Source organism: Psychrobacter sp. UBA2769 (assembly GCF_002352555.1).
Classification (GTDB): Bacteria; Pseudomonadota; Gammaproteobacteria; order Pseudomonadales; family Moraxellaceae; genus Psychrobacter; species Psychrobacter maritimus.
This window is the reverse complement of sequence record NZ_DEIR01000023.1, coordinates 49,439-70,836: the sequence shown is the minus strand read 5'-3', so window position 1 is coordinate 70,836 and position 21,398 is coordinate 49,439. Positions and strand designations below refer to the sequence as shown.

21 protein-coding genes are annotated in these 21,398 nt (G+C 42.7%); 10 read left to right on the top strand and 11 right to left on the bottom strand.

The features are described from left to right. The first annotated feature begins 215 nt into the window (after nucleotides 1-215). Entirely contained in the window at nucleotides 216-929 is a 714-nt protein-coding gene (locus tag B3Q63_RS12310) for a tRNA-(ms[2]io[6]A)-hydroxylase (protein WP_227692360.1), read from the top strand. Nucleotides 930-1,112: 183 nt separating this feature from the next. Here the strand turns inward: B3Q63_RS12310 and B3Q63_RS12305 are convergent, their stop codons facing one another. From B3Q63_RS12305 to mtgA, 6 genes are all read right to left on the bottom strand, one after another. Continuing rightward, nucleotides 1,113-1,343 (bottom strand): hypothetical protein, encoded by a 231-nt coding sequence (locus tag B3Q63_RS12305; RefSeq protein ID WP_296177194.1) that lies wholly within the window; start codon nucleotides 1,341-1,343, stop codon nucleotides 1,113-1,115. 129 nt (nucleotides 1,344-1,472) lie between these two features. Then, the gene (locus B3Q63_RS12300; RefSeq protein WP_296177192.1) at nucleotides 1,473-1,844 is read right to left on the bottom strand and encodes a hypothetical protein; all 372 of its coding nucleotides are present in this window, start codon (nucleotides 1,842-1,844) and stop codon (nucleotides 1,473-1,475) included. Nucleotides 1,845-1,970: 126 nt separating this feature from the next. Next, nucleotides 1,971-2,228, bottom strand: a complete 258-nt coding sequence (locus B3Q63_RS12295; RefSeq protein ID WP_201563095.1) for a hypothetical protein — start codon at nucleotides 2,226-2,228, stop codon at nucleotides 1,971-1,973. A gap of 129 nt (nucleotides 2,229-2,357) precedes the next feature. Then, nucleotides 2,358-2,528 (bottom strand): hypothetical protein, encoded by a 171-nt coding sequence (locus tag B3Q63_RS12290; RefSeq protein WP_201563097.1) that lies wholly within the window; start codon nucleotides 2,526-2,528, stop codon nucleotides 2,358-2,360. A gap of 345 nt (nucleotides 2,529-2,873) precedes the next feature. Then, on the bottom strand, nucleotides 2,874-5,153 hold the full coding sequence (gene ppk1, locus B3Q63_RS12285; protein WP_296177189.1) for a polyphosphate kinase 1: 2,280 nt from the start codon (nucleotides 5,151-5,153) through the stop codon (nucleotides 2,874-2,876). Nucleotides 5,154-5,323: 170 nt separating this feature from the next. Beyond that, nucleotides 5,324-6,010: a monofunctional biosynthetic peptidoglycan transglycosylase gene (gene mtgA, locus B3Q63_RS12280; protein WP_201563101.1), complete on the bottom strand. Its 687-nt coding sequence runs from the start codon at nucleotides 6,008-6,010 to the stop codon at nucleotides 5,324-5,326. 334 nt (nucleotides 6,011-6,344) lie between these two features. Between mtgA and B3Q63_RS12275 the strand changes: the two genes are divergently transcribed. The 6 genes from B3Q63_RS12275 to B3Q63_RS12250 all read left to right on the top strand — a co-directional run bounded on the left by B3Q63_RS12275 (nucleotide 6,345) and on the right by B3Q63_RS12250 (nucleotide 11,506). Next, complete coding sequence (locus tag B3Q63_RS12275; protein ID WP_296177186.1) at nucleotides 6,345-6,674, top strand: glutaredoxin family protein; 330 nt, start codon at nucleotides 6,345-6,347, stop codon at nucleotides 6,672-6,674. 37 nt (nucleotides 6,675-6,711) lie between these two features. Continuing rightward, nucleotides 6,712-7,899, top strand: coding sequence for an alpha-hydroxy acid oxidase (locus B3Q63_RS12270; protein WP_296177182.1), 1,188 nt, complete (start codon nucleotides 6,712-6,714; stop codon nucleotides 7,897-7,899). Between the two features lie 265 nt (nucleotides 7,900-8,164). Next, on the top strand, nucleotides 8,165-9,163 hold the full coding sequence (locus tag B3Q63_RS12265; RefSeq protein ID WP_296177179.1) for a rhomboid family intramembrane serine protease: 999 nt from the start codon (nucleotides 8,165-8,167) through the stop codon (nucleotides 9,161-9,163). Nucleotides 9,164-9,217: 54 nt separating this feature from the next. Beyond that, nucleotides 9,218-10,030, top strand: a complete 813-nt coding sequence (locus tag B3Q63_RS12260; protein WP_201628134.1) for a MipA/OmpV family protein — start codon at nucleotides 9,218-9,220, stop codon at nucleotides 10,028-10,030. 129 nt (nucleotides 10,031-10,159) lie between these two features. Next, entirely contained in the window at nucleotides 10,160-11,005 is an 846-nt protein-coding gene (locus B3Q63_RS12255; RefSeq protein WP_296177176.1) for a DMT family transporter, read from the top strand. A gap of 72 nt (nucleotides 11,006-11,077) precedes the next feature. Next, entirely contained in the window at nucleotides 11,078-11,506 is a 429-nt protein-coding gene (locus B3Q63_RS12250; RefSeq protein ID WP_296177174.1) for an Hsp20/alpha crystallin family protein, read from the top strand. Nucleotides 11,507-11,608: 102 nt separating this feature from the next. Here the strand turns inward: B3Q63_RS12250 and B3Q63_RS12245 are convergent, their stop codons facing one another. The 4 genes from B3Q63_RS12245 to fumC all read right to left on the bottom strand — a co-directional run bounded on the left by B3Q63_RS12245 (nucleotide 11,609) and on the right by fumC (nucleotide 14,444). Continuing rightward, on the bottom strand, nucleotides 11,609-11,836 hold the full coding sequence (locus B3Q63_RS12245) for a HigA family addiction module antitoxin (RefSeq protein ID WP_201563115.1): 228 nt from the start codon (nucleotides 11,834-11,836) through the stop codon (nucleotides 11,609-11,611). Between the two features lie 114 nt (nucleotides 11,837-11,950). Next, nucleotides 11,951-12,196, bottom strand: coding sequence for a type II toxin-antitoxin system RelE/ParE family toxin (locus tag B3Q63_RS12240; RefSeq protein ID WP_296177169.1), 246 nt, complete (start codon nucleotides 12,194-12,196; stop codon nucleotides 11,951-11,953). Between the two features lie 40 nt (nucleotides 12,197-12,236). Beyond that, on the bottom strand, nucleotides 12,237-12,668 hold the full coding sequence (locus tag B3Q63_RS12235) for a DUF7606 domain-containing protein (protein ID WP_201628138.1): 432 nt from the start codon (nucleotides 12,666-12,668) through the stop codon (nucleotides 12,237-12,239). 372 nt (nucleotides 12,669-13,040) lie between these two features. Continuing rightward, the gene (gene fumC, locus B3Q63_RS12230) at nucleotides 13,041-14,444 is read right to left on the bottom strand and encodes a class II fumarate hydratase (RefSeq protein WP_296177163.1); all 1,404 of its coding nucleotides are present in this window, start codon (nucleotides 14,442-14,444) and stop codon (nucleotides 13,041-13,043) included. A gap of 141 nt (nucleotides 14,445-14,585) precedes the next feature. Between fumC and B3Q63_RS12225 the strand changes: the two genes are divergently transcribed. Then, on the top strand, nucleotides 14,586-15,563 hold the full coding sequence (locus B3Q63_RS12225) for a 5-formyltetrahydrofolate cyclo-ligase (protein WP_296177160.1): 978 nt from the start codon (nucleotides 14,586-14,588) through the stop codon (nucleotides 15,561-15,563). 140 nt (nucleotides 15,564-15,703) lie between these two features. On the opposite strand, the gene B3Q63_RS12220 is transcribed toward B3Q63_RS12225, so the two are convergent. Further along, nucleotides 15,704-17,065 (bottom strand): Na+/H+ antiporter family protein, encoded by a 1,362-nt coding sequence (locus B3Q63_RS12220; protein WP_296177156.1) that lies wholly within the window; start codon nucleotides 17,063-17,065, stop codon nucleotides 15,704-15,706. Between the two features lie 331 nt (nucleotides 17,066-17,396). On the opposite strand from B3Q63_RS12220, the gene lon reads away from it, so the two are divergent. Together lon and B3Q63_RS12210 are read left to right on the top strand one after the other, a co-directional pair. After that, nucleotides 17,397-20,015 (top strand): endopeptidase La, encoded by a 2,619-nt coding sequence (gene lon / locus B3Q63_RS12215; protein ID WP_296177153.1) that lies wholly within the window; start codon nucleotides 17,397-17,399, stop codon nucleotides 20,013-20,015. A 142-nt stretch (nucleotides 20,016-20,157) separates the two neighbouring features. Further along, nucleotides 20,158-21,234, top strand: coding sequence for an META domain-containing protein (locus tag B3Q63_RS12210; RefSeq protein WP_290187756.1), 1,077 nt, complete (start codon nucleotides 20,158-20,160; stop codon nucleotides 21,232-21,234). Nucleotides 21,235-21,398: the final 164 nt, after the last annotated feature.

Below are 21,398 nucleotides of genomic sequence, written 5' to 3'. Positions count from 1 at the left end.
TATAAAAAAGGCACGTTAAAAACAGCCTGCTGTTGGGATAATTTTTCTTGCTTGCTGTGCGCTTCGCACTTTTCGATGCTTTGCAAAATTTATCCCAACAGCCATGTATTCTTTTTAAGTTGAATCGACTATAGCAGACTTATTTATTTTCAGACCTTTTTATCATGATTCAATAAATGCTGTTTTACAACTACTCAATAAAGCCCAATAAAACTATGACTATCAATACACAAAACCTTGCAACTTTAACCCAAGAAAATGGCGCTCAAGAAGAAAATAATCAAGAAGACAGCGTCGATATTGCGCAATTACGAACGCCTATAAAGGTCGATTTATCCCCTATTTATGAGTTTTTGGGTGCGCGAACCACACAAGCGTGGGTAAATGCCGCCATTGCTGACTTGCCATTAATCATTCAAGACCATGCCAATTGTGAAAAAAAAGCGGCTGGTACAGCAATGAACTTATTATTTCGCTATGAGTTTTCTTATGATTTACAGCGCAAACTGGCGCAGTTGATACGCGAGGAGATGCTGCATTATGAGCAGGTGCTTGGCATCATGAATGAGCGCGGGCAAGCGTGGCAATATCTAAGTGCCGGACGTTATGCTAAAGGTATGCTGAAACATAAACGCACCTACGAGCCAGCAGCGATGATAGATGTATTGATTATCGGAGCATTTATTGAAGCGCGTTCTTGTGAGCGTTTTGCTGCATTGGCTGAAGTCATCAACGATGAGCGTTTGGCGAAATATTATCGCTACTTACTTAAATCAGAAAGCCGTCATTTTGAAGATTATCTGGCATTGGCGCAGTCATTGTCAGAGGATAATATCGACGAGCGCGTGGCGTTTTTTAAAGCGGTAGAAGCAGAGCTGATATCGAGCCCAGATACAGAGCTGCGTTTTCATAGCGGTGAACCTGCTTAATTATAGAATCTGTGCCATATCTTAATGGCTAGGATTTTAACCATTCTAAAAGGCGGTTTAAAAAGAAAAAGGTGCAACAATCAGTCGATATGAGAATCGGCTAATTGTTGCACCTTTTGGCTTCATACTTCTTCACTTCACACTGTCTAAGTGTCTACTTTCTTAGCATACTGTCTAAAACTGTTATTTATCACTCTCCATTAAAGCGCTGTCGTATTCTTTATGACTTTTTCCGACATGATGCGGATCATGGTCATCCGTTAACCTTGCTGCTTCTGCTGGATTGGCTGTTTGCAATGCATCATCAGCAACAATCCCATTATTATCATCGGCATCTTTAAGCGGCATATTATCTTTTGAATGAGCCGTTTTTAAATTATTCGTTTCCGCATCCCTATCATCTGGCGTATTCATGGTAATTCCTTTTCTAACGTTGTTATCATCACTGGTATATAAAGTACTATATAAACGGCTATCTAAACGAAAAATAGTATTCACATTAACGTCTAGCGCCTCATTAAATTAATGCTGAAAATCTAAGTGTTAGAAATCTTTTTCATCAGGATTTAGCACGCGAGTTTGAGCATTATCAACGTTGGCATAGCGGTTTAAGTCATTGATACCTGCACTTTTAGCCGCATCACCAACCATCGTATGCTCATTGATACCTTCATCAAAGGCACTGCCCTCTTGGTCACGGCGATCTGGCTGACGTGCAGGATTGTCATTATCGTTGACGTGTTCTGAATTAATCACGCCTTCTTTAAAGGTATCTGTCCCTTTATTTTCAGTAATGCTATTGTCAATTTCAGTATGAGCATTAGCTGTATAACTATTAGTACGATTAACATCAGCGTCGTCTAGACGCGTTTTGGTTAAAGCGGGATCTTTGGTTTGCATATTTTCATTTTGCATCATGGTATCCTTATCATGGGTAATTATTATCATGTTCTTATCATATTGGGTTATTGCGGTTATCGTTATTATTATTGGTCATTTAATTTCTAATACTGCTTACTTATTTGTAAATTAAACAATGGCTTAACGCGATTCATTACCTTTTTTCGATAAATCATAAGCATTTAAATCCGCGACATTTTTGCCGCCTGCTGGTAAGTCCTCTTCTTTACGAGGGTCGGAATATATCTCGTCCGTTTCCTGTGATTCTTGCTGTGGTCCATCGATATTAGGCTCGTGTTTACGACCTTCATAACTGTCTTGGGCATTGTCTGGATGTAAGGCTGCTGGATCACGAACGGGTACCGCTTCTTCATGGTTTGGATGGGTATTAGTTGGCATGGCGCGTCCCTCGCATTTATGGTTTAGAGCATTATTTATTTTTTATGCAGTAATAAATATGCTCATTGCTACTAATTTCTTTGTGGCACTGGTTGCTTTTTAGATAAATTAAAATTAGTTAAATTAAAATCACTTATCAGTACGCAAATCATCATCAATAAAAGAAGTCTGTTCTTCTTTACTCAATTCTTCCGGCACATCGACTTCTTTATTGTCGGCTAGGTTTTTTTCGATTTGCTGACTATCGGCTTGCTCTGCTGCTTTTTTAATATCTGAGGTATCATTTTTAGTATTGCTCATGATTCATTCCTATTTTTTATAATTGAGGTATCAGTAATAAAGCCTGTATCAATTATAGGAAGAATTCTCAATCGCTAACCAGTGCACTGCGGTATCAATGTGTGAATAAATGTGAGCTTACCAGACAGTTTGTAACGCATGTTTCATCTTTATACTTATCATCATTCTCAATAGAGATTATTAACACGAAAAAGCCAAGCGTAGGCTAAATCCACGCTTGGCTTTAATTTAGAATATTTTGATTGGGAATATTAAAGGTTCATACTATCTAGGTTCATCCAAGATAGCAGTAAGCAACGCTAATAAAAGCAGATTAACTAAAAACTGACTATTAAAGCCATTTCGCTAAACTGACTCGCCCACACGGTTGATGACTTTTAATAAATAATCTTGCGCGATATGCGGTAGCTCACCTGCAGCAGGTTCAATTTGATGCCAAACGCCATTACCGTCAAGTGTCCACGCTTGCACATTGTCTTTCAGGTAATTTAATAATCCATCTTCATAAATCTGTTTAAAGAGCTTCTTATCTTCAATGGGAAATGCCACCTCGACGCGATGGAACAAGTTGCGATCCATCCAGTCGGCACTGCCGCAATATAAACGCTCGTCCCCATCGTTATGGAAATAATAAATACGCGTATGCTCCAAAAAACGCCCGATAATAGAACGCACAGTGATATTTTCAGACAATCCTTTTACTTGCGGGCGCAGGCAACACATTGAGCGCAAAATTAGCTCAATCTTAACCCCTGCTTGTGACGCATCATATAATTTATCAATCAGGCGTCGCTCGGTCAGCGCATTAACCTTGACCATGATATGAGCGCGCTTGCCTGCCTTGGCATGGGCAATTTCATCATCGATAAAGCTCATTAGCTTTTCATGCAAGGTAAACGGCGCATGCAGGAGCTTTTTCAAATTGGCAGGTTTGCCCATTCCCGTCAGCTCTTGGAAAATTTTATGCACATCTTCTGAGATATCGGGGTCGGCACTAAATAAACCATAATCGGTATAAACTTTGGCATTGGCCGCGTGATAATTACCAGTGCCTAGATGCACATAACGACGGATTTTATCGTCTTCACGGCGAATGATAAGCATCAGTTTGGCATGGGTTTTGTAGCCAACAATACCGTAAACGACCACCGCGCCAGCTTCTTGCAAATAATTGGCAACCGCGATATTAGACGCCTCATCAAAGCGGGCGCGTAATTCAATAACCGCCGTGACTTCTTTACCATGACGCGCTGCTGCCGCTAGGGCTTTGACGATTTCTGAATTGGTACCTGAACGATATAGCGTTTGCTTAATGGCCAATACTTTTGGGTCGCTTGCCGCTTGCCATAATAGATTGATAATCGGTGAAAAGGCATGAAACGGATGATGAACCAAGACATCGCCTTTACGCATCGCCGCAAACATGCTGGTCGCTTTATCCAGCTTATCGAATTCACGGCGAAACGGTTTCGGTACGACATAAGTAAAAGGCTGATAACGTAGTGCTGGAATATTAAAGTCAAACAGCAAGCGCGTTAAGTTCACCGGTCCATTAACGCGGTACAATTGATTGTCATGCAGCTCAAACTCATTGAGCAAATAATCACTAATAGGCGTTGGACAATCGGTGGTGACCTCTAAACGCACTTTGTCGCCAAAGCGGCGGTTTTCAAGCTCGCCTTCTAAGGCTTTGGCAATATCATCGACATCGTCTGCCAAGTCCAAATCTGCATTGCGTGTCAATCTAAACTGATGGCAACCCGTGACATTCATCCCAGGGAATAGCTCACCGATATGTTCATGAATCACGGCTGATAGCATCACATGGTGCTCTTTACCACCTGTCAGCTCATCAGGCAGACGAATCACGCGCGGCAAACTGCGCGGCGCTGGTACAATCGCCAAATTGATATCGCGACCAAAGGCATCTTTGCCTTCCAAGGTAGCGATAAAGTTTAGGCTTTTATTCACTAAGCGTGGAAATGGATGCGCAGGGTCAATACTGATAGGTGTTAATACCGGTGATACTTGCTCGGTGAAATAGCGCTTCATCCATGCCGATTGCTCGCAATTTAACTCGTCCCGTTTTAAGTAGCGAATATCTTCTTTGGCAAGTGCTGGCAGGATATCTTCATTTAAAATACGGTATTGCTCAGTGATGGCAGCATGAGTGATAACGGATATCTCTTCCAATACTTCGCTTGGGCGCATACCGTGGACACTGGTCGATACATCACCCAGATTGAGTTTTTGCATGATACCGGCGACGCGAATCTCAAAGAACTCATCGATGTTGGATGAAAAAATAATTAAGAAAAATAACCGCTCTAATAAAGGATGACGCGAACTGGCTGCCTGCGCTAATACCCGCAAATGAAACTGTAATAATGACAAGTCGCGATTGATATAGCTGCTCGGTGAATAGCTGCCATCTTCTGAACGTTGCCAATCAATGTCAGTCAGGTTCTCAGTTAAGACCTCAGTTAAACTGTTAGTCGCACTATCGGTTAAACCATCAATCGAATTATTACTCACTTCAATAAGGCTTGGGCTTACTTCATTGTCAGTTTTTATACTCATATCAATACTGTCATTAACTTCATGCTTATTATCTATCTCTGCCATCTTCCCACTCCTTTAGCGTTATCGATACGCCATCATCTTTTATTTTTATACTCAAACACGTTTCAGAAGTTTTTATACTAATTTTTTTAGAGCGGCTAATTTTACATCCTATAACATAGCACAATTAATCTTACCGCTATTTAAAATCACTAACAGTTTGAGCGAGCAAGCTAAGCCGATTGTGGCAAGACGGCATTTTTCATCCGTTTTTTAATGATGCGTTGTTTGTTACGCAAGCGTTTGTCGCTTTGATGACTTTCATAGTATTTTGGATTGGTCAGCATGGCGATGAGTAAAGCAGATTCGTCACGGTTTAGGTTGGCAGCTGATTTATCAAAATAATGATGGGCGGCGGCATCGATACCATAAATGCCATTGCCAAACTCCGCCACATTGAGATAAGCGGTCAAAATGCGCTGCTTATCCCACAAAGTTTCTATCATTACAGTGATAATCGCTTCCTCAGCTTTACGGCTATAAGAGCGATGCGAGGTGAGAAATAGGTTTTTAGCCAATTGCTGGGTGATCGTTGAGCCGCCCGCTGACATTTTGCCAGTTTCTTCGTTCTTTTTCTGTGCCGCCTTAATGCCTTTCATATCAAAGCCATTATGCTGGCTAAACGTCGAATCCTCACTGACAATCGCCGCTTGTTTGGCAGATTTGGCAATGGCGTCATACTCAGCCCACGTCTGGGTGACCGTGCCGCCCGTTAAACGATGGGTCAGCATAAACATACTGTTATTAATCGGCTGGGTTTTCCAAATCAACAGTAACCCTGCGACCAATATATGGAATGCCACGACCAACAACATGAATGCCAATAATAAACGTTTGATAAATTTGCCAAAACTTGTCATGCGTGCGATATCCGAGTGGTGAAAAAATAGTCATATAAAAAGCGGCCATCTATAAATGGCGCGCTATAAACGGCAAGCTATCAATAAGATGCTAACAATGCGCAATGATAAATAGCAGGTCATCTTACCTAATCTCACAATCGCTGTCATTATTTACCCTATTTCTTTATCATGTAAATAGTGTTAAATAATATCAATGCCTTTGCTTAAATTACGGAAGATAAATACTTAGCATTAGACATTATTAGCGCTAGACATTATAAACAGACGTTAGAAGCAAATATCTTAAAAGGTAGCAACTATCAAAAATAGAAATCAGAATAAGAGTAAAAATATGGATAATGATAATGGCAATTGTAATACGATACCAACACTACGGGCACGTATGATTGCCACCAATCCCAATCTTGGTACGGCTGAAAATCAGGATAGATGGTGGCTACTCGGGACGACTGGCTGTCATCTTTGTGACGTCGCTGAACACCTACTCAGCCAATTTCAAGCGGTGCAGCCGATACGCTATCAGTATGTTGATATTGCTGATTTTGATGAGGTGCTGATGATGGAGTTTGCTACCACGATTCCTGTGATACTGACGCCATCAAAACGCTTGAACTATCCTTTTTCAGTGTTGGATTTGCAGCAATTATTAGTAGCGTCATAAAACAGACAACGTAAAAAATGATAATAATGAGAAACTTATGAAAGATTTAAAAAAAATAACGGAAATTGAGGATTTGCGCCGTGTTGCCGAGCGTAAAGTACCACGCATGTTTTATGATTACGTCGATTCGGGCTCATGGACTGAGACCACTTATCGCAACAATGAAACCGACTTTGACCGTATTAAATTGCGCCAAAGGGTTCTGGTCAATATGGAAGGGCGCTCGCTTGCCACTGATATGCTAGGCTCAAAAGTCAAAATGCCCGTTGCTATCGCCCCAACTGGCTTTACTGGCATGATGTGGGCCGATGGTGAGATTCACGCCGCACGGGCAGCGGAGAAATTTGGCGTGCCCTTCTCGCTTTCAACCATGAGTATCTGCTCTATCGAAGATGTCGCAGAAAACACTACTGCGCCGTTTTGGTTTCAGCTCTATGTGATGCGCGACCAAGAGTTTATGGCAAATCTGATTCGCCGCGCTAAGGCGGCCAATTGTTCCGCACTTATCTTAACCGCGGATTTACAAGTCCTCGGTCAACGCCATAAAGACATCAAAAACGGTCTATCTGCGCCGCCAAAACCTACGCTTGCTAATATATTAAACCTCATGACCAAGCCACAATGGTGCATGAATATGCTCGGCACCAAACGGCATAGCTTTGGTAATATCGTCGGCCATGCCAAAAACGTCGAGGATATCTCATCGCTATCGGCATGGACGGCTGAACAGTTTGACCCGGCGCTAAGCTGGGATGACGTCGCACGCATTAAAGATATGTGGGGCGGCAAGCTCATTATCAAAGGCATCATGGAACCTGAAGACGCCATCATGGCTGCCCGTAGCGGTGCCGATGCGTTGGTGGTTTCAAACCATGGTGGACGTCAGCTCGATGGGGCGTTGTCTTCCATTGCCGCGCTCGCTGATATCGTGCAAGCGGTACGAGCAGAAAATAGCAATATCGAGATTTGGCTCGATAGTGGTATTCGCTCCGGTCAAGATGTGCTCAAAGCACTCGCTGTAGGCGCCAATGGTACAATGATTGGTCGCGCGTTTTTGTATGGACTTGGCGCTTATGGTGAAGATGGTGTGCGCCGTGCGCTAGAGCTTATTTATAACGAGTGTGATATCAGCATGGCGTTTTGCGGTCATACCGATATCAATCAAGTGACGGATGACATTTTGGTCAAAGGCACTTATGAGAACCTTAAAACTCATGCTTATTAAAAAGCTAGTCCTTATTAAAAAACCCAACTTTATTAAATATTGATATATTCAGTTCGATGTAAAAAGGATATGCTCAAAATAGCGTGCTGCTAGAATAAATTTTCCTTGCTTGCTGTGTGCTTCGCACTCCAGAGGCTTCGAAAAATTTATTCTAGCAACCCTATATCGTTTTGAAGTTGAATCGACTATAACCCACTTATGGGTGACACGCCCTAACCCTAGCCTTTATACTCTACTCATCACTTTCTATTGATAGTTTGCGTTTATGACCATTCAACAATTATTAAAAACCGCGCCCGTTACCACTTTGCTATTAGTCAGCTTTATCGGGCTATTTATCATGCAGGTGCTGAGCGGCGTCGATGCCAATAATCCATCGACTGAAGAATTGCTAAAATGGGGCGCCAATGCTCTGCCTTATACCATGGACAGTGAACCATGGCGCTTGGCAAGTAGTGCCTTTTTGCATATCGGTCTGATGCATTTATTGTTTAATGGTTTTGCCATGTATTTCTTTGGGCAAATCGCCGAGCCGATGTTTGGCTCAGCGAAGTTTTTGGCGTTATTTTTACTGGCGGCAATCGGTGGCAACCTACTGAACAACCATATTACGTGGCAAGGCATCTTAGATGGCACTGGACAACCGGGCATATCTGCGGGCGCGTCTGGCGGTATCATGGGTATCGGTGCCGCGCTATTGATAGCCGCACTGTTTAAAATATCAGTCAATGGCATGGTGCTCAATCTGAAAAGCCTAATCATTATTATGGGCATCAATTTGGTATATGGCTTTGCCGTACCGGGGATTGATAATGCGGGTCATATTGGTGGCGCGGTCACGGGATTGGTGATTGCATTGGCGTTTGCCATTGCCTACCGTCAGCGGTTGGCTGCTACGCTACAGCATGTACCTAGCGCACCTCAAGACATTTATCAAACGACGTATATCAATTCTCCTGTAAGTAGCGATACTGACTTTTCCACCCCCGCTTCTACCCTCGCTCCTCGCTTTGATAATGAGGGTAATTTTGATAATAACAGCAGTTTTAATCATGACTCTGCTGTAAACTTACCTATAAATGTGAATGCTAATCACGCAAGCCTTAATCACAGCAAAATTAACCAACAACAAACAGCGACCAAATCGACGCTTATTTGGCAATTGCTACCGTGGCTGGTCATGCTGCTGATCAGTATCGGCTTTATATGGTGGTGGCAAGATATTCATCAGCAAATATTACAAGTGCTAGCAGCCATTGAGTAAAATGCCAGACTTATTTATTATTCTATTTATCCCACCCACTTATGAGAGCAAATCATGTTTAAATCATCAGCGCTATCGAAACCGTTGACGCGCACTGTCCTTAGCGCATTGACCGCCACTGCCCTATTTAGTGTCGCCAGCATCTCTAATGCCGCACTGTTTAAAAACAACTTACCGACTGATAAAGATGCCATTTTAAGCGTCGGCGTCAACGTCATGGCAGTCAAGTCAGCTTATGATTTGGAAGACAGCACCGACATAAAAGTATTGCCGGGTGTGTTTTATGATAACAACAGAATCTATGCACGCGGTGCGCAAGCAGGTGCTTATATCATCAATGATGGCACCAATCAGCTAGCCGCTTATGCTCAGCTCGATGGCAGTGAATTCGATCCTGATGATGCGACTGGCGCGCTGCAAGGTCTGGATAAACGTAAGGCTTCAGCCGCTGCCGGTCTATCGTATCTACGTCGTACGCCTGTGGGCGGTTTCCGCCTGCAAGTCGCGACTGACGTTTTAGATAATAGTGGCGGCAATACGGCGCGCTTGACCTATCTTGCCAAAATCACTAAAGATAAGCTGACGGTCTATCCAAGCATTGGCTTTGAGTATCATGATGCTGACTACAATAACTATTATTATGGCGTTAGTGCGCAAGAGTCAGCGAAGACAGGCGTCACTGCTTATGAGTCAAATAATAGCTTAAACCCTTATATCAATATTAGTGCTAATTATGATTTTAATGAGCGCTGGGCAGGATTTGCCAATCAAAGCTTAAGCTATCTGCCAAATGAGCAATATGACAGTCCAATGGTTGACTCGCGTACTGATGCAACAACGACGCTAGGACTTTTGTATAAGTTTTAGCATTTTGAAAGTGTGATAAGAAAAGCCGAGCATTTTGCTTGGCTTTTTTATTGTGTTAATTCGTTGATATGAGACACTAGCCTATCATATAAATTCCAGATTTGATTTTATATACAGGATTGCACCATTATGTTCCACGCTACTCTCTGGGTGATTGGAGCACTCACCTCATTTTGTTTAATGGCCATTGGTGCTCGTGAGCTAAATAGTCAAATTGGTATTTTTCAGATTTTATTCTTCCGAAGTATCGTAGGCTTGCTAGTATTATTGCCAATAATGTTTTTATCAAAAAAGAGCAGCTTTTTATTACCCAAGCGTATTAAATTACACTTAGTGAGAAACTTATTTCATTTCGCGGGACAATATGGCTGGTTCTTAGGCATAGGACTACTTCCATTAGCCACTGTTTTTGCTATTGAATTTACCGTGCCCCTTTGGACGATAATCATCTCGTATTTCTTCTTAAAAGAGTCTATAACTGTAAGAAAGGTTATTGCCGTATTACTAGGCATTCTAGGCGTAATAGTCATCGTACAGCCAAGCTTAGAGGTAGCCCGTTATGGGTCATTAATGGTTTTGGGTGCGGCTATTTGCTATGCCTTTTCCCATGTGGCCACAAAATCGTTATCCAATACTGAAAACCCAATCAGCATCATTTTTATGATGTGTTTAATACAAGCCCCTCTGGGACTACTTTTATTTATAAAAGGGTGGACAACGCCAGCAGGTATTCAGTGGCTATGGCTCGTCATTATAGGTGTCACGGCGCTATCGGCACATTATTGTATGACTAAAGCCATGCAACATGCAGAGGTCACATTCGTGGTCACTATGGATATGTTCAGATTACCGCTCATCTCACTCATTGGCGTACTCTTATATGCTGAGCACTTTAGCGTGGCTTTGATACTTGGTATGCTGCTAATAGTCGCTGGTAATTCGGTAAATATCTATGGTAAGGAAAATCGGCCTTGAAATCCTGTAGACCAGCTTCATATATATAGTAGGCAAGATACACTGTAAACTATCAAACATAAGGAGACTGTTATGAGTCAGTTAATCACACGCAATTCTATCTTTGACAACTTCTTTGATGATATGGCACCTAGCTTTTTGATGCGTCCCCTACATGGTGATGCACTACCTAGCGCCAACCAAATCAAGATTGATGTCAACGAAAAAGACAATAAGTTTTACGTCAATGCTGAGATTCCTGGCGTCGCTAAAGAAGACATTGATTTATCCATTACTGGAGATATTGTCTCTATTAGTGCAGAAATCGAACAAAAAGACGAGCAAAAAGAAGGCAATAAGATACTACGCAATGAGCGTTACTTTGGCTCAGTCTCACGTAGCTTCCAGTTGCCAGATAAGGTAAAAGTCGATGAGGCAGAAGCGTCATATGAAAATGGCGTATTGCAGTTGGTACTGCCAAAAGAGACCGGCTCAGATCGTAAGAAGCTTGAAATTAAATAATAACTAACAAGTTTCGATAATAAGCTAAATAAATTGCTTAAATAGCTAAGGGCACATGAGTTTATCATGTGCCCTTTTTTTGCTTACCCTATCATATTTGGCTTAAGCGTATTTAATAGGCTCAATATCATCCAAGAACTGAAGATTATCAGTCTCAACCAAACGCAGCTCATAAGTAGATTGCAGATTTAGCCAAAACTGAGCGCTACCACCAAAATACTTGGCTAAACGCAGGGCAGTATCTGCTGTAATGCTACGCTTCTCACGTATGATTTCATTGATACGTGCAGGTGTGACAGCAAGCTTTATCGCCAATGCATTGGCGCTCATATCGAGCGGTTAAAGAAAGTCTTCTCGTAGTACTTCACCCGGATGAATAAGACACATACCGTTCTTATTCATAGTGTGCTCTCTTCGATATTTTTAATAACATTTTTCATAGAATCAATGATAATCCACGATTTCTACGTTAGTAGCGCCTTGTTCTATCCAAGTAAAGCACAATCGCCATTGCCCATTGATACGAATACTGTGCTGACCTTCTCTGTCACCACGCAAAGCTTCTAGTCGGTTGCCGGATGGAGCTTTTAAGTCTTCAAGCATAGTTGCACTATCTAGGAGTAGTAATTTACGCTCTGCAACGTTTTTAATGGCAGACCAAAAAAAAGACCTTGTCGCGTTATGTGACAAGGTCTTTTTAAACTCTCTAAATTTATCAGCCTGCTAAAAACTAGCCTTTAAGCTTTTTGATAGATTTAACATTACAGCCTTTATAGATGATTTCACTGCTGGCATCTTGGATATTAGCCGATGATTTATGATAGTTATTTAAACGCAGTGCGCCAGTCATAATACTAAAGTTTTCTTCATCACCAAACACGGTATCAACCGTGTCAGAACGACCTAAGTTAATGGGTAAAAATCTTTTTTTGCCATTCAGATTGGCTTCTGCAAAGGTCGGTAGGTTTTGCTTGTTAAAACCATAAGTCACGCTAACTTTCTTGTTGTTTTGGCAAGTATAGTTGACCTGTCTGTGTTTAACAGCGCTATCATAACTCTCGCTTGGCTCCATCACTTGGTCCGAGTAGGCCATGGCAGAACCAGAACCCAACATTGCCATCAAAATACCAGCTGATGATAGAGCGGCAGTTAACTTTTTCATAAATTACCTCAATGATATAATTAGAATGGTCATAGATAAGAAAAACATGGACGTTAGCGGCGAACTATTTTTAGTTAGTCTGATCGTTCGCTCTTATTGTCTTTATCGTGTTTTAAGAAATGTAATTCACGAGCCCTTATCTATGCGCTCATTATAACCAAAATTTTGTTTGCGCTGTTATAACTATTGGTTTGCTTGTTGTCTGAGCGTAAGACATTGTTTCTCTCGATGTATGTGCTTCAATTGATAGATAAAAAAAGACCCTGCACATCCGTTTATAAAGGATGGCAAGGTCTTTTTATGGCTTAAAATATCAAATTTAAAAAACTGAGTAGCGAGAAAGACAATGCTAATCAGGTTTTTGGATTGATATTAAGAAGGGTGTACCATATCAGCTGGCGTTACCCACTCATCAAACTGCGCTTCAGTTAACAGCTCTAACTCAACGGCAACTTGCTTCAAAGTTTTGTTTTCTTTATAAGCAGTCTTGGCGATTTTTGCTGCGTTTTCATAACCAACATGACGGTTCAATGCGGTGACTAGCATTAATGAGTTATGCAAGAAGTCATCGATTTTGTCTTTGACAGGCTCAATGCCAACGGCACAGTTTTCATTAAAGCTGTTGCACGCATCACCAAGCAATTTGATAGATTGCAATAAGTTAAAGGCAATCACTGGCTTATAAACGTTAAGCTCAAAGTTACCTGACGCGCCAGCCATGCTGATAGTAACGTCGTTACCCATCACTTGCGCGACAACCATGGTCATTGCTTCTGATTGGGTTGGGTTTACTTTACCCGGCATGATAGATGAGCCTGGCTCATTTTCAGGAATCGTCAACTCGCCTAGACCACAACGAGGACCTGATGCCAACCAACGTACGTCGTTAGCGATTTTATTTAAGCTACCTGCTAGCGTTTTTAATGCGCCAGAAGCAAATACTTCAGCATCACGAGCCGCTAGTGCTTCAAATTTATTTGGTGAGGTGACAAACGGCAGACCAGTCAAGGTTGATAACTGTTCAGCTGCTTTTACCGCATAATCAGGGTGAGCGTTTAAACCAGTACCAACCGCAGTGCCGCCTAGTGGCAATTCATATAGACCTTGTAACGCGTTATCAATACGAGTCAATGAATGGTCAAGCTGGCTCACATAACCGCTGAATTCTTGGCCTAAGGTCAAAGGAGTCGCGTCTTGCAGATGCGTACGACCGATTTTAACGATGCTATCAAATTCTTTGGCTTTGGCGTCTAGTGTATCGCGCAATGCTTTTACCGCTGGAATAAGCAGGCTATTGATTTCACGAGCAGCGGCAACACGAATCGCCGTTGGGAAGCTGTCGTTGGTAGATTGTGCATGGTTGACATGGTCATTTGGATGAATTGGCGTGTAGCTGCCGCGCTCATTACCAGCAATCTCATTAGCACGGTTGGCCAATACTTCGTTCATGTTCATGTTTGACTGCGTACCAGAACCCGTCTGCCATACAACCAATGGGAACTGATCGGTTAAACCACCGTTGATGACTTCGTCAGCAGCTTGGACGATTAAGTCGCGCTTATCGCCTTCGATACGCTCAAGGCTCGCATTGGTAATCGCAGCGGCTTTTTTCACTAGCGCCATTGCTTCAATCATCGGACGTGGCAACGTCTCGCCACCGATTTTAAAGTTCTCACGGCTACGCTGAGTTTGCGCACCCCAATAAGCGTCAGCTGGGACTTCCACGTTGCCCATGGTATCTTTTTCGGTACGAGTTGCCTGATTCTGTGTCGACATAACTACCCTCTTTGATGGTTTGTTGTATAGCTGCTTTGAAAAAAGTGCAACACACGCTGCACATAAAGGAAAATACGATGTAAAGTGGCGTTATGATAGCATGACTTATCACAAATTTCTCCAAGTCCGTGAGGCTAACTGATGTCTAAAAACACCAGCGAACAACATTCTGCTACTGCATTATCTGATTCTTTATCTCAGTTCGCGACTGATGACGCTCGCTCTAAAAACGATATCAAAACCGCTGATAGCTTAAGTAATCCGCCTAGACGACAATTTACCCGCCAGCGTCGGCAATTAACGGCTGGCGAACGTAGACAATATGCGCGCATGGCAAGTTTACATTTAATTAAATTGCAACAACGCTTACCGCTGCGTGCGCGTATTGGCTTATATTATGATGGCTTTGGTGAGCTGCCCACTCAGCCACTGTTGGACTGGTGTAAACGCTTAGGCTATTTACCTTACTTGCCAGTGGTTGGTTCGCTCGGTCGTACTAGAAATGGTAATGATGATAAACGCCTGCGCTTTGTGCCTATTTATCATAAAAAACTATTGAATGTACCGTCACGTATCCATAGCTTAGGTATGAAGCAAAACCATCATCGCAGGTTACTTTGGGCGCGTGAGTTAGATATGATTATTTGTCCGCTCGTGGCGGTTGATAAAAATGGCAATCGTATGGGCATGGGTGGCGGTTTTTATGATACAACGCTTGGCAAAAGCCATCAGGCAGGGTTAAAAAAACCGTTAAAAATTGGCTGGTGCTACGACTTTCAGATGGTTGAGCAGCTTGAGCGCCAAGTGTGGGATGTGCCGCTAGATGGCTTAATTACGCCAAGTGGCTTAAGGTGGTTTAAAAGAAATCAGATCAAAATGTCCAACGACAAAGCATCTAGCGCTGATAGTGTTGATACGTACTTACAAGCATTGGGAAATGATGACGCTAGAGAGAAACTCTACTACAGTCAAGAACAAGCCTTCAACTCCGACGAATTGGCAAAGGTGATTAATGAGAAACGCTTAAATGAATTACTGGCTGACAGTGATGCTTTTTTAAATAGTTTAACTGGTGAGATTGGGGATTTTGATGAGGATAATACTGATAGTGGCAAATGAATAATATCGAGCAATTTGTAGGGTGTGCCCTACGCAACTGAGAAAAATATAAATTAAACTTTTATAAAAAATCAAAAAAGGCGAATGATTATAAAATCACTCGCCTTTTTTATATCTATTGTCAAAGTCTAGATTATTGATTAAAGCACCATCGCCGCAATCCAACCAAATACCAATAACGGAATATTGTAATGGATAAAGGTTGGTACCACACTGTCCTTAATATGGTCGTGTTGGCCATCGATATTTAGACCAGAGGTTGGTCCAAGCGTCGAGTCTGACGCAGGCGAACCGGCATCGCCAAGCGCGCCGGCTGTACCAATAATCGCAATGGTTGCTAAAGGTGAGAACCCTAAAGAGATACATAGCGGTACATAAATCGCCGCCAAAATAGGAATGGTCGAGAATGACGAACCAATTCCCATGGTCACAATCAAGCCAATCAATAGCATAATAAATGCGGCCATCGCTTTATTACCCGCAAACAATGACGCCGCGCCATCAACCAATGGTTGAATCTGTTCGGTCGCTTTCATGACTTCGGCAAAACCTTGGGCGGTAATCATAATAAAGCCAATCATCGCCATCAGCTTGATACCGTCATTAAAAACGGTATCGGCATCACGCCATTTAACCACGCCGGTTGCCATAAAGACGCCAAAACCAAACATTGAGCCTAGCAATAATGAATCAGTATAGAGCTGTACGACAAAAGCGGTGACGATAGCAATGAGCGCAACAATCGTTTTCATTTTACTTTGCGTTTGTGCGCCGGCTGCTGTTTTGCTTAAAGCATCTTTTTCTACTACCGCATCGCGAGCTTGTTTATCGATGGCCAACTGCTGATACTGGCGCGGCTTACGATAGCTGATAAATACCGCCACTAGCAAACCAACGAGCATGCCAAGTGCCGGAATCGCCATGGCTTTGGTGACCGAAATATTCGATACATCAATACCGGCTTCACCGACGTTTTTAAGCATGATTTGATTAAGATAAATATCGCCAAAGCCATAAGGGATAAACATATAAGTGGTCACCAGACCAAAAGTAATCAGACAGGCAATCAGGCGTCTATCGATTTGCATGCGGTTAAAGGCAAGCAATAAAGGCGGTACAAGCAGTGGAATAAAGGCGATATGAATCGGGATTAAGTTTTGGCTAAAGCAGCTCATGGTAACCAGACCGGCAAACAGCATGTATTTAATCATGCCACTGGTGCCACCGGCATCAATGCGCTTGATGACCGCTCCTGCCAAGGATTGCGGCAAGCCCGAATGCGCAATCGCTACTGCAAAAGCACCCAATAAAGCATAAGACAGCGCAATTTGCGCGCCATTACGGATACCTTCTTGAAAAGCATTTAAGGTATCGGTCATGCCAAGACCAGCAATCAGCCCACCTGCCAGCGCCCCGATTAATAAACTGAGTACCACGTGTACCCGCGCTAAAGACAGCCCTAGCATGACGACTACCGCTAGTAGCACCGCATTGATGGTCATATTCTCGCCCCTTACCCTATGTTTTGTGGCCCGCTATTGACACGCTATTGTCACATTGCCGACCTATTTATTTCGCCCTAGCGTTTTAACTCACACGTTAATCCATATAGTTGCTATTTGAACGGAGCGGTTAAGACGCGCGTCATTTTACCTGATTTTAGCCATAAAGCCCACGCGCAAAACCTAGCAGACATCAGCGACAATGCAAATAAAGGCGCAATATTCTCCTTGCGGTTGGTCATATAGCCTTGCAATTTCATTTAGCAGCACCATTTATCTAAACATGAACCACTAACTTGACTTTACAAGTCTGGTGAACGAGGAAGAATATATGAGTGAACATAAAATTGCCCAAGACAATATCGACATCGATGTCGACGTTTCATCTAACGTTTCTGATGATACTGCGCTAAATATCTCATCTGACGATATGTTGGAAAACGAGTCGGCGTCTGAAACGGTTAAAAACGAAACTGTCGAAGACAGTGAGAGTAAAGACAGCTATTCTGAAGACATTAAAGCTAAAGACGCTGAAGAAAACTATCTACCGCTACTGGCATTACGCGATGTGGTTGTTTATCCGCATATGCAGATTGCCTTGTTTGTCGGTCGTGCGCCCTCGGTAAAAGCCGTTGAATTGGCACAAGCCGAATATGGTAATAAAGTATTGGTCGTGGCACAAAAAGACTCGCTGACCGAAGATATTGATCAAGACAACTTGTATCAGTACGGAACTGTGTGCCGCATCGTCAGCACCATGCCGCATGATAGCGATGAAAATTGCATCAAAGTATTGATTGAAGGTCAATACCGCGCGCGCGTCAATAACATTGAAAATCATGACGAGCTATTGATGGCAAGCTTTGACCGTGCTGACCTCGATGTCAGTATGGATGAGAGCCAGCAAAAAAACACCATCCAAGCCTTAACAACGTTGTTTGAAGGCTATGCCGACGCCCGTCTACGTAATGCTCGTGAGCTAACTCGTGTGGCAAAACGCATCGATGATTTGCTTGAATTGGTCTATTTCATCTCAACCCGCGTGTCGATGGATTTGGATATTAAGCAATCGTTTTTAGAAGAAGACGATATCAAAACCCACATCAATACCTTGACCGAGTACTTAGTGAAGCAAAGCGCTGAGCAAAATATCGAGCAAGATATCCAAGATGCGGTTCGTCAGCAAATGGAAGACAACCAGCGTGAGTACTTCTTAAACGAGAAAATGAAAGCCATCAAGAATGAGCTGTCAGATATGAATGACGGTGCGTTCGATGGTGAAGACGATGTAGCTGAGCTTGAGCAGCGCCTAGAAGATGCTGACTTGCCAGAAGATGTGCGCAAAAAAGCAGAGCAAGAGCTGAAGAAACTCAAAATGATGCCACCTGCATCGAGTGAATCGTCAGTGGTGCGCAACTATATTGAGTGGATTTTGGATACGCCGTGGAATGCGACGACCAAAGTTTCGATTAATTTAGAAAAAGCTAAAACGGTATTAGACGAAGACCATTATGGTTTACAAGATGTAAAAGACCGCATCTTAGAATACCTCGCTGTACAGTCGCGGGTGAAAAAACTGCGCGGTCCGATTCTTTGTTTAGTTGGTCCTCCGGGTGTTGGTAAAACCTCGTTGGGTGAGTCGATTGCGCGCGCTACTGGTCGTAAGTTTGTGCGTATGGCGCTTGGCGGCGTCCGTGATGAAGCGGAAATCCGTGGTCATCGCCGTACTTATATCGGCGCGATGCCGGGTAAAATTGTGCAGTCATTGGCTAAAGTCGAAGTTAAAAACCCGCTATTTTTATTAGATGAAATCGATAAAATGGCGCAAGACTTCCGCGGCGATCCAGCGTCAGCCTTGCTTGAAGTGCTCGATCCATCACAGAACGATACCTTTAACGACCATTATTTAGATATGGACTTAGATTTATCGCAAGTGATGTTTATCTGTACTGCCAACAGCATGGATATCCCGCCTGCCCTGCTTGACCGTATGGAAGTCATTCGTCTACCGGGTTATACCGAAGAAGAAAAGGTCAATATTGCGCAGAAATATCTTGTGCCAAAAGCGATTAAAAACAACGGTCTCAAAGAAGGTGAAATTGAGATTGTAGAAGCGGCATTGCATAGCATCGTACGTAGCTATACCCGTGAAGCCGGTGTGCGTAACCTTGAGCGTGAAGTCAATAAAATCTGCCGTAAAGTCGTTCGCGGTTCGGTTGAAACCCATGGCGCACGTGCTCCGAAGAAAGCAGAACGTCAGCTAATCGTGGTCGATGACAAAAACATCGATGACTATCTAGGCGTCCATCAGTACGACTACGGTCTAGCAGAAGAAGAGCCTGAGATTGGTCGTATTACGGGTCTTGCTTGGACACAAGTCGGTGGCGAGCTATTAACCATCGAAGCGGTGGCGATGAAAGGTAAAGGCGAGCTAAGCTTTACCGGTTCACTCGGCGATGTGATGAAAGAGTCGATTCGTGCAGCGATGAGTGTGGTGCGTGCCCGCGGTGACAGCTTAGGTATCGATTATGAGACCTTTAAGACTACTGACGTCCACGTGCATATGCCAGAAGGCGCGACGCCCAAAGACGGCCCATCGGCTGGTGGTGCACTAACCACAGCGTTGGTCTCTGCCTTGACAGGTATTGCCATTCGCCCAGATATTGCGATGACAGGCGAGATTACCTTACGCGGTAAAATCCTACGCATCGGTGGTCTCAAAGAGAAGCTGTTAGCTGCGCATCGTGGTGGTATCAAGCACGTCTTGATTCCAGCGAGTAATGAGCGCGACTTGGCCGATATCCCTGATAACGTTAAAGAAGGCTTAACCATTCAGCCAGTGGCAACGATTGATGAGATATTAAAAGTTGCTTTGGTCAGTATGCCAACGCCGCTTAAGCCTACGAAAGTGACGGTTGATAAAACCTCAAGCAAAGCGCTGCATAACTAATCTAAAAAGTTATTAACTCAGTCTTATAAATCAAAAAGCCGCTCATCATATGATGGGCGGCTTTTTTTTGGCAATAATAAAAACAATTTGGTTAAGACCTTGTGCTATATTTTAGACAAATGTTTATTTGGTAATAGCCATAATGTTAAACCACCTGACTTCAAATCGCTTAACTCTATCTGTATTACTTACTGCTTCGCTTCCGGTAGCATTAATAGGTTGTCAGTCTAATATTGCAAAAGATAATTCTACACCTGCTAACTCAATAGTGACTGGCTCTAGCACTTCTGCTCCAATACTATCTGAGCAAGTGATAAATGTTGAAAGTGTCAATCGCTTTGATTGGAAATTGGTGCGCTGGATAGACAATCAAGGTATTGTTAATGATGTCGATACCGTACCGCCGTTAATGCTTGACGTGCGTCCTAGCAATTTAGTGTTTAAATATGACTGCCAGCGCTATCGCTTAAACCATGATGGTTATCAAGAGTACACTTACAGCTCATACGGCGTAACTACCATTACGCAGCCTTCTTGCTTAATAACTGATAAACAAGCAGCTCACAATATCTTTCAGTATTTAGAACGATTATTTCCTGAATACGGCAGAGGACGTTTTAACCTTAGAATCACTTCTCCATCTACACAAACAAAATCGTTTTCATTTTTGAATAAACTTACTCCAAAAAAACCAACGCCTTATGAGCTGGTCTTAAATGTTCAGGACAAGCAGCTTGTATTTGAAGGTACACTTAAGACCCTACGACCAGTAACGGGACTACCCATTACTTATGAGTTTCTAAAAGAATATCAATGGCGATTGGTAAGCGCAGTCGATAGCAATCAAAAAACCATCGTTGAGCTTAGTCGTCCAGATTTTCCAGTGACTGCCTATTTTGCTTACCCAGTGTATAACGATGAGCATCATGTTGGCTTTAGCTCTGATTGTAATGGTGTTGGTGGTTCTTACATTTTAACGCCTGACAATAAGTTATTAATTGGATCAAGCCCGCAAACAATGATGGGCTGTAGTCCTCAACGTGAAGCTGCTGAAGATAAAATTAGAGAACTTGAACAGTTAAGTAAAAGCCAATTAACCTTGCAAAGATTACTAAACACCAATCTCGACGCCTCAAGCCTACCTCATTATTTACTGACTCAAAAACTCGATACAGGCGCAACCTTAGTATGGCAAAACGAAGTAAAGAAAATACCGTAAACAACTTTCAAACCCATACGATACTTACATTTATTAACCGATTGTTGCGCATTTGATGAATAACTATATCTAACGCTTGGCTATACTGGTTGCGGTATTAGACAATATTTGAATATCTTAACTAAAACTATAGAAACTCATCATAACGATTAAATATAAATGGA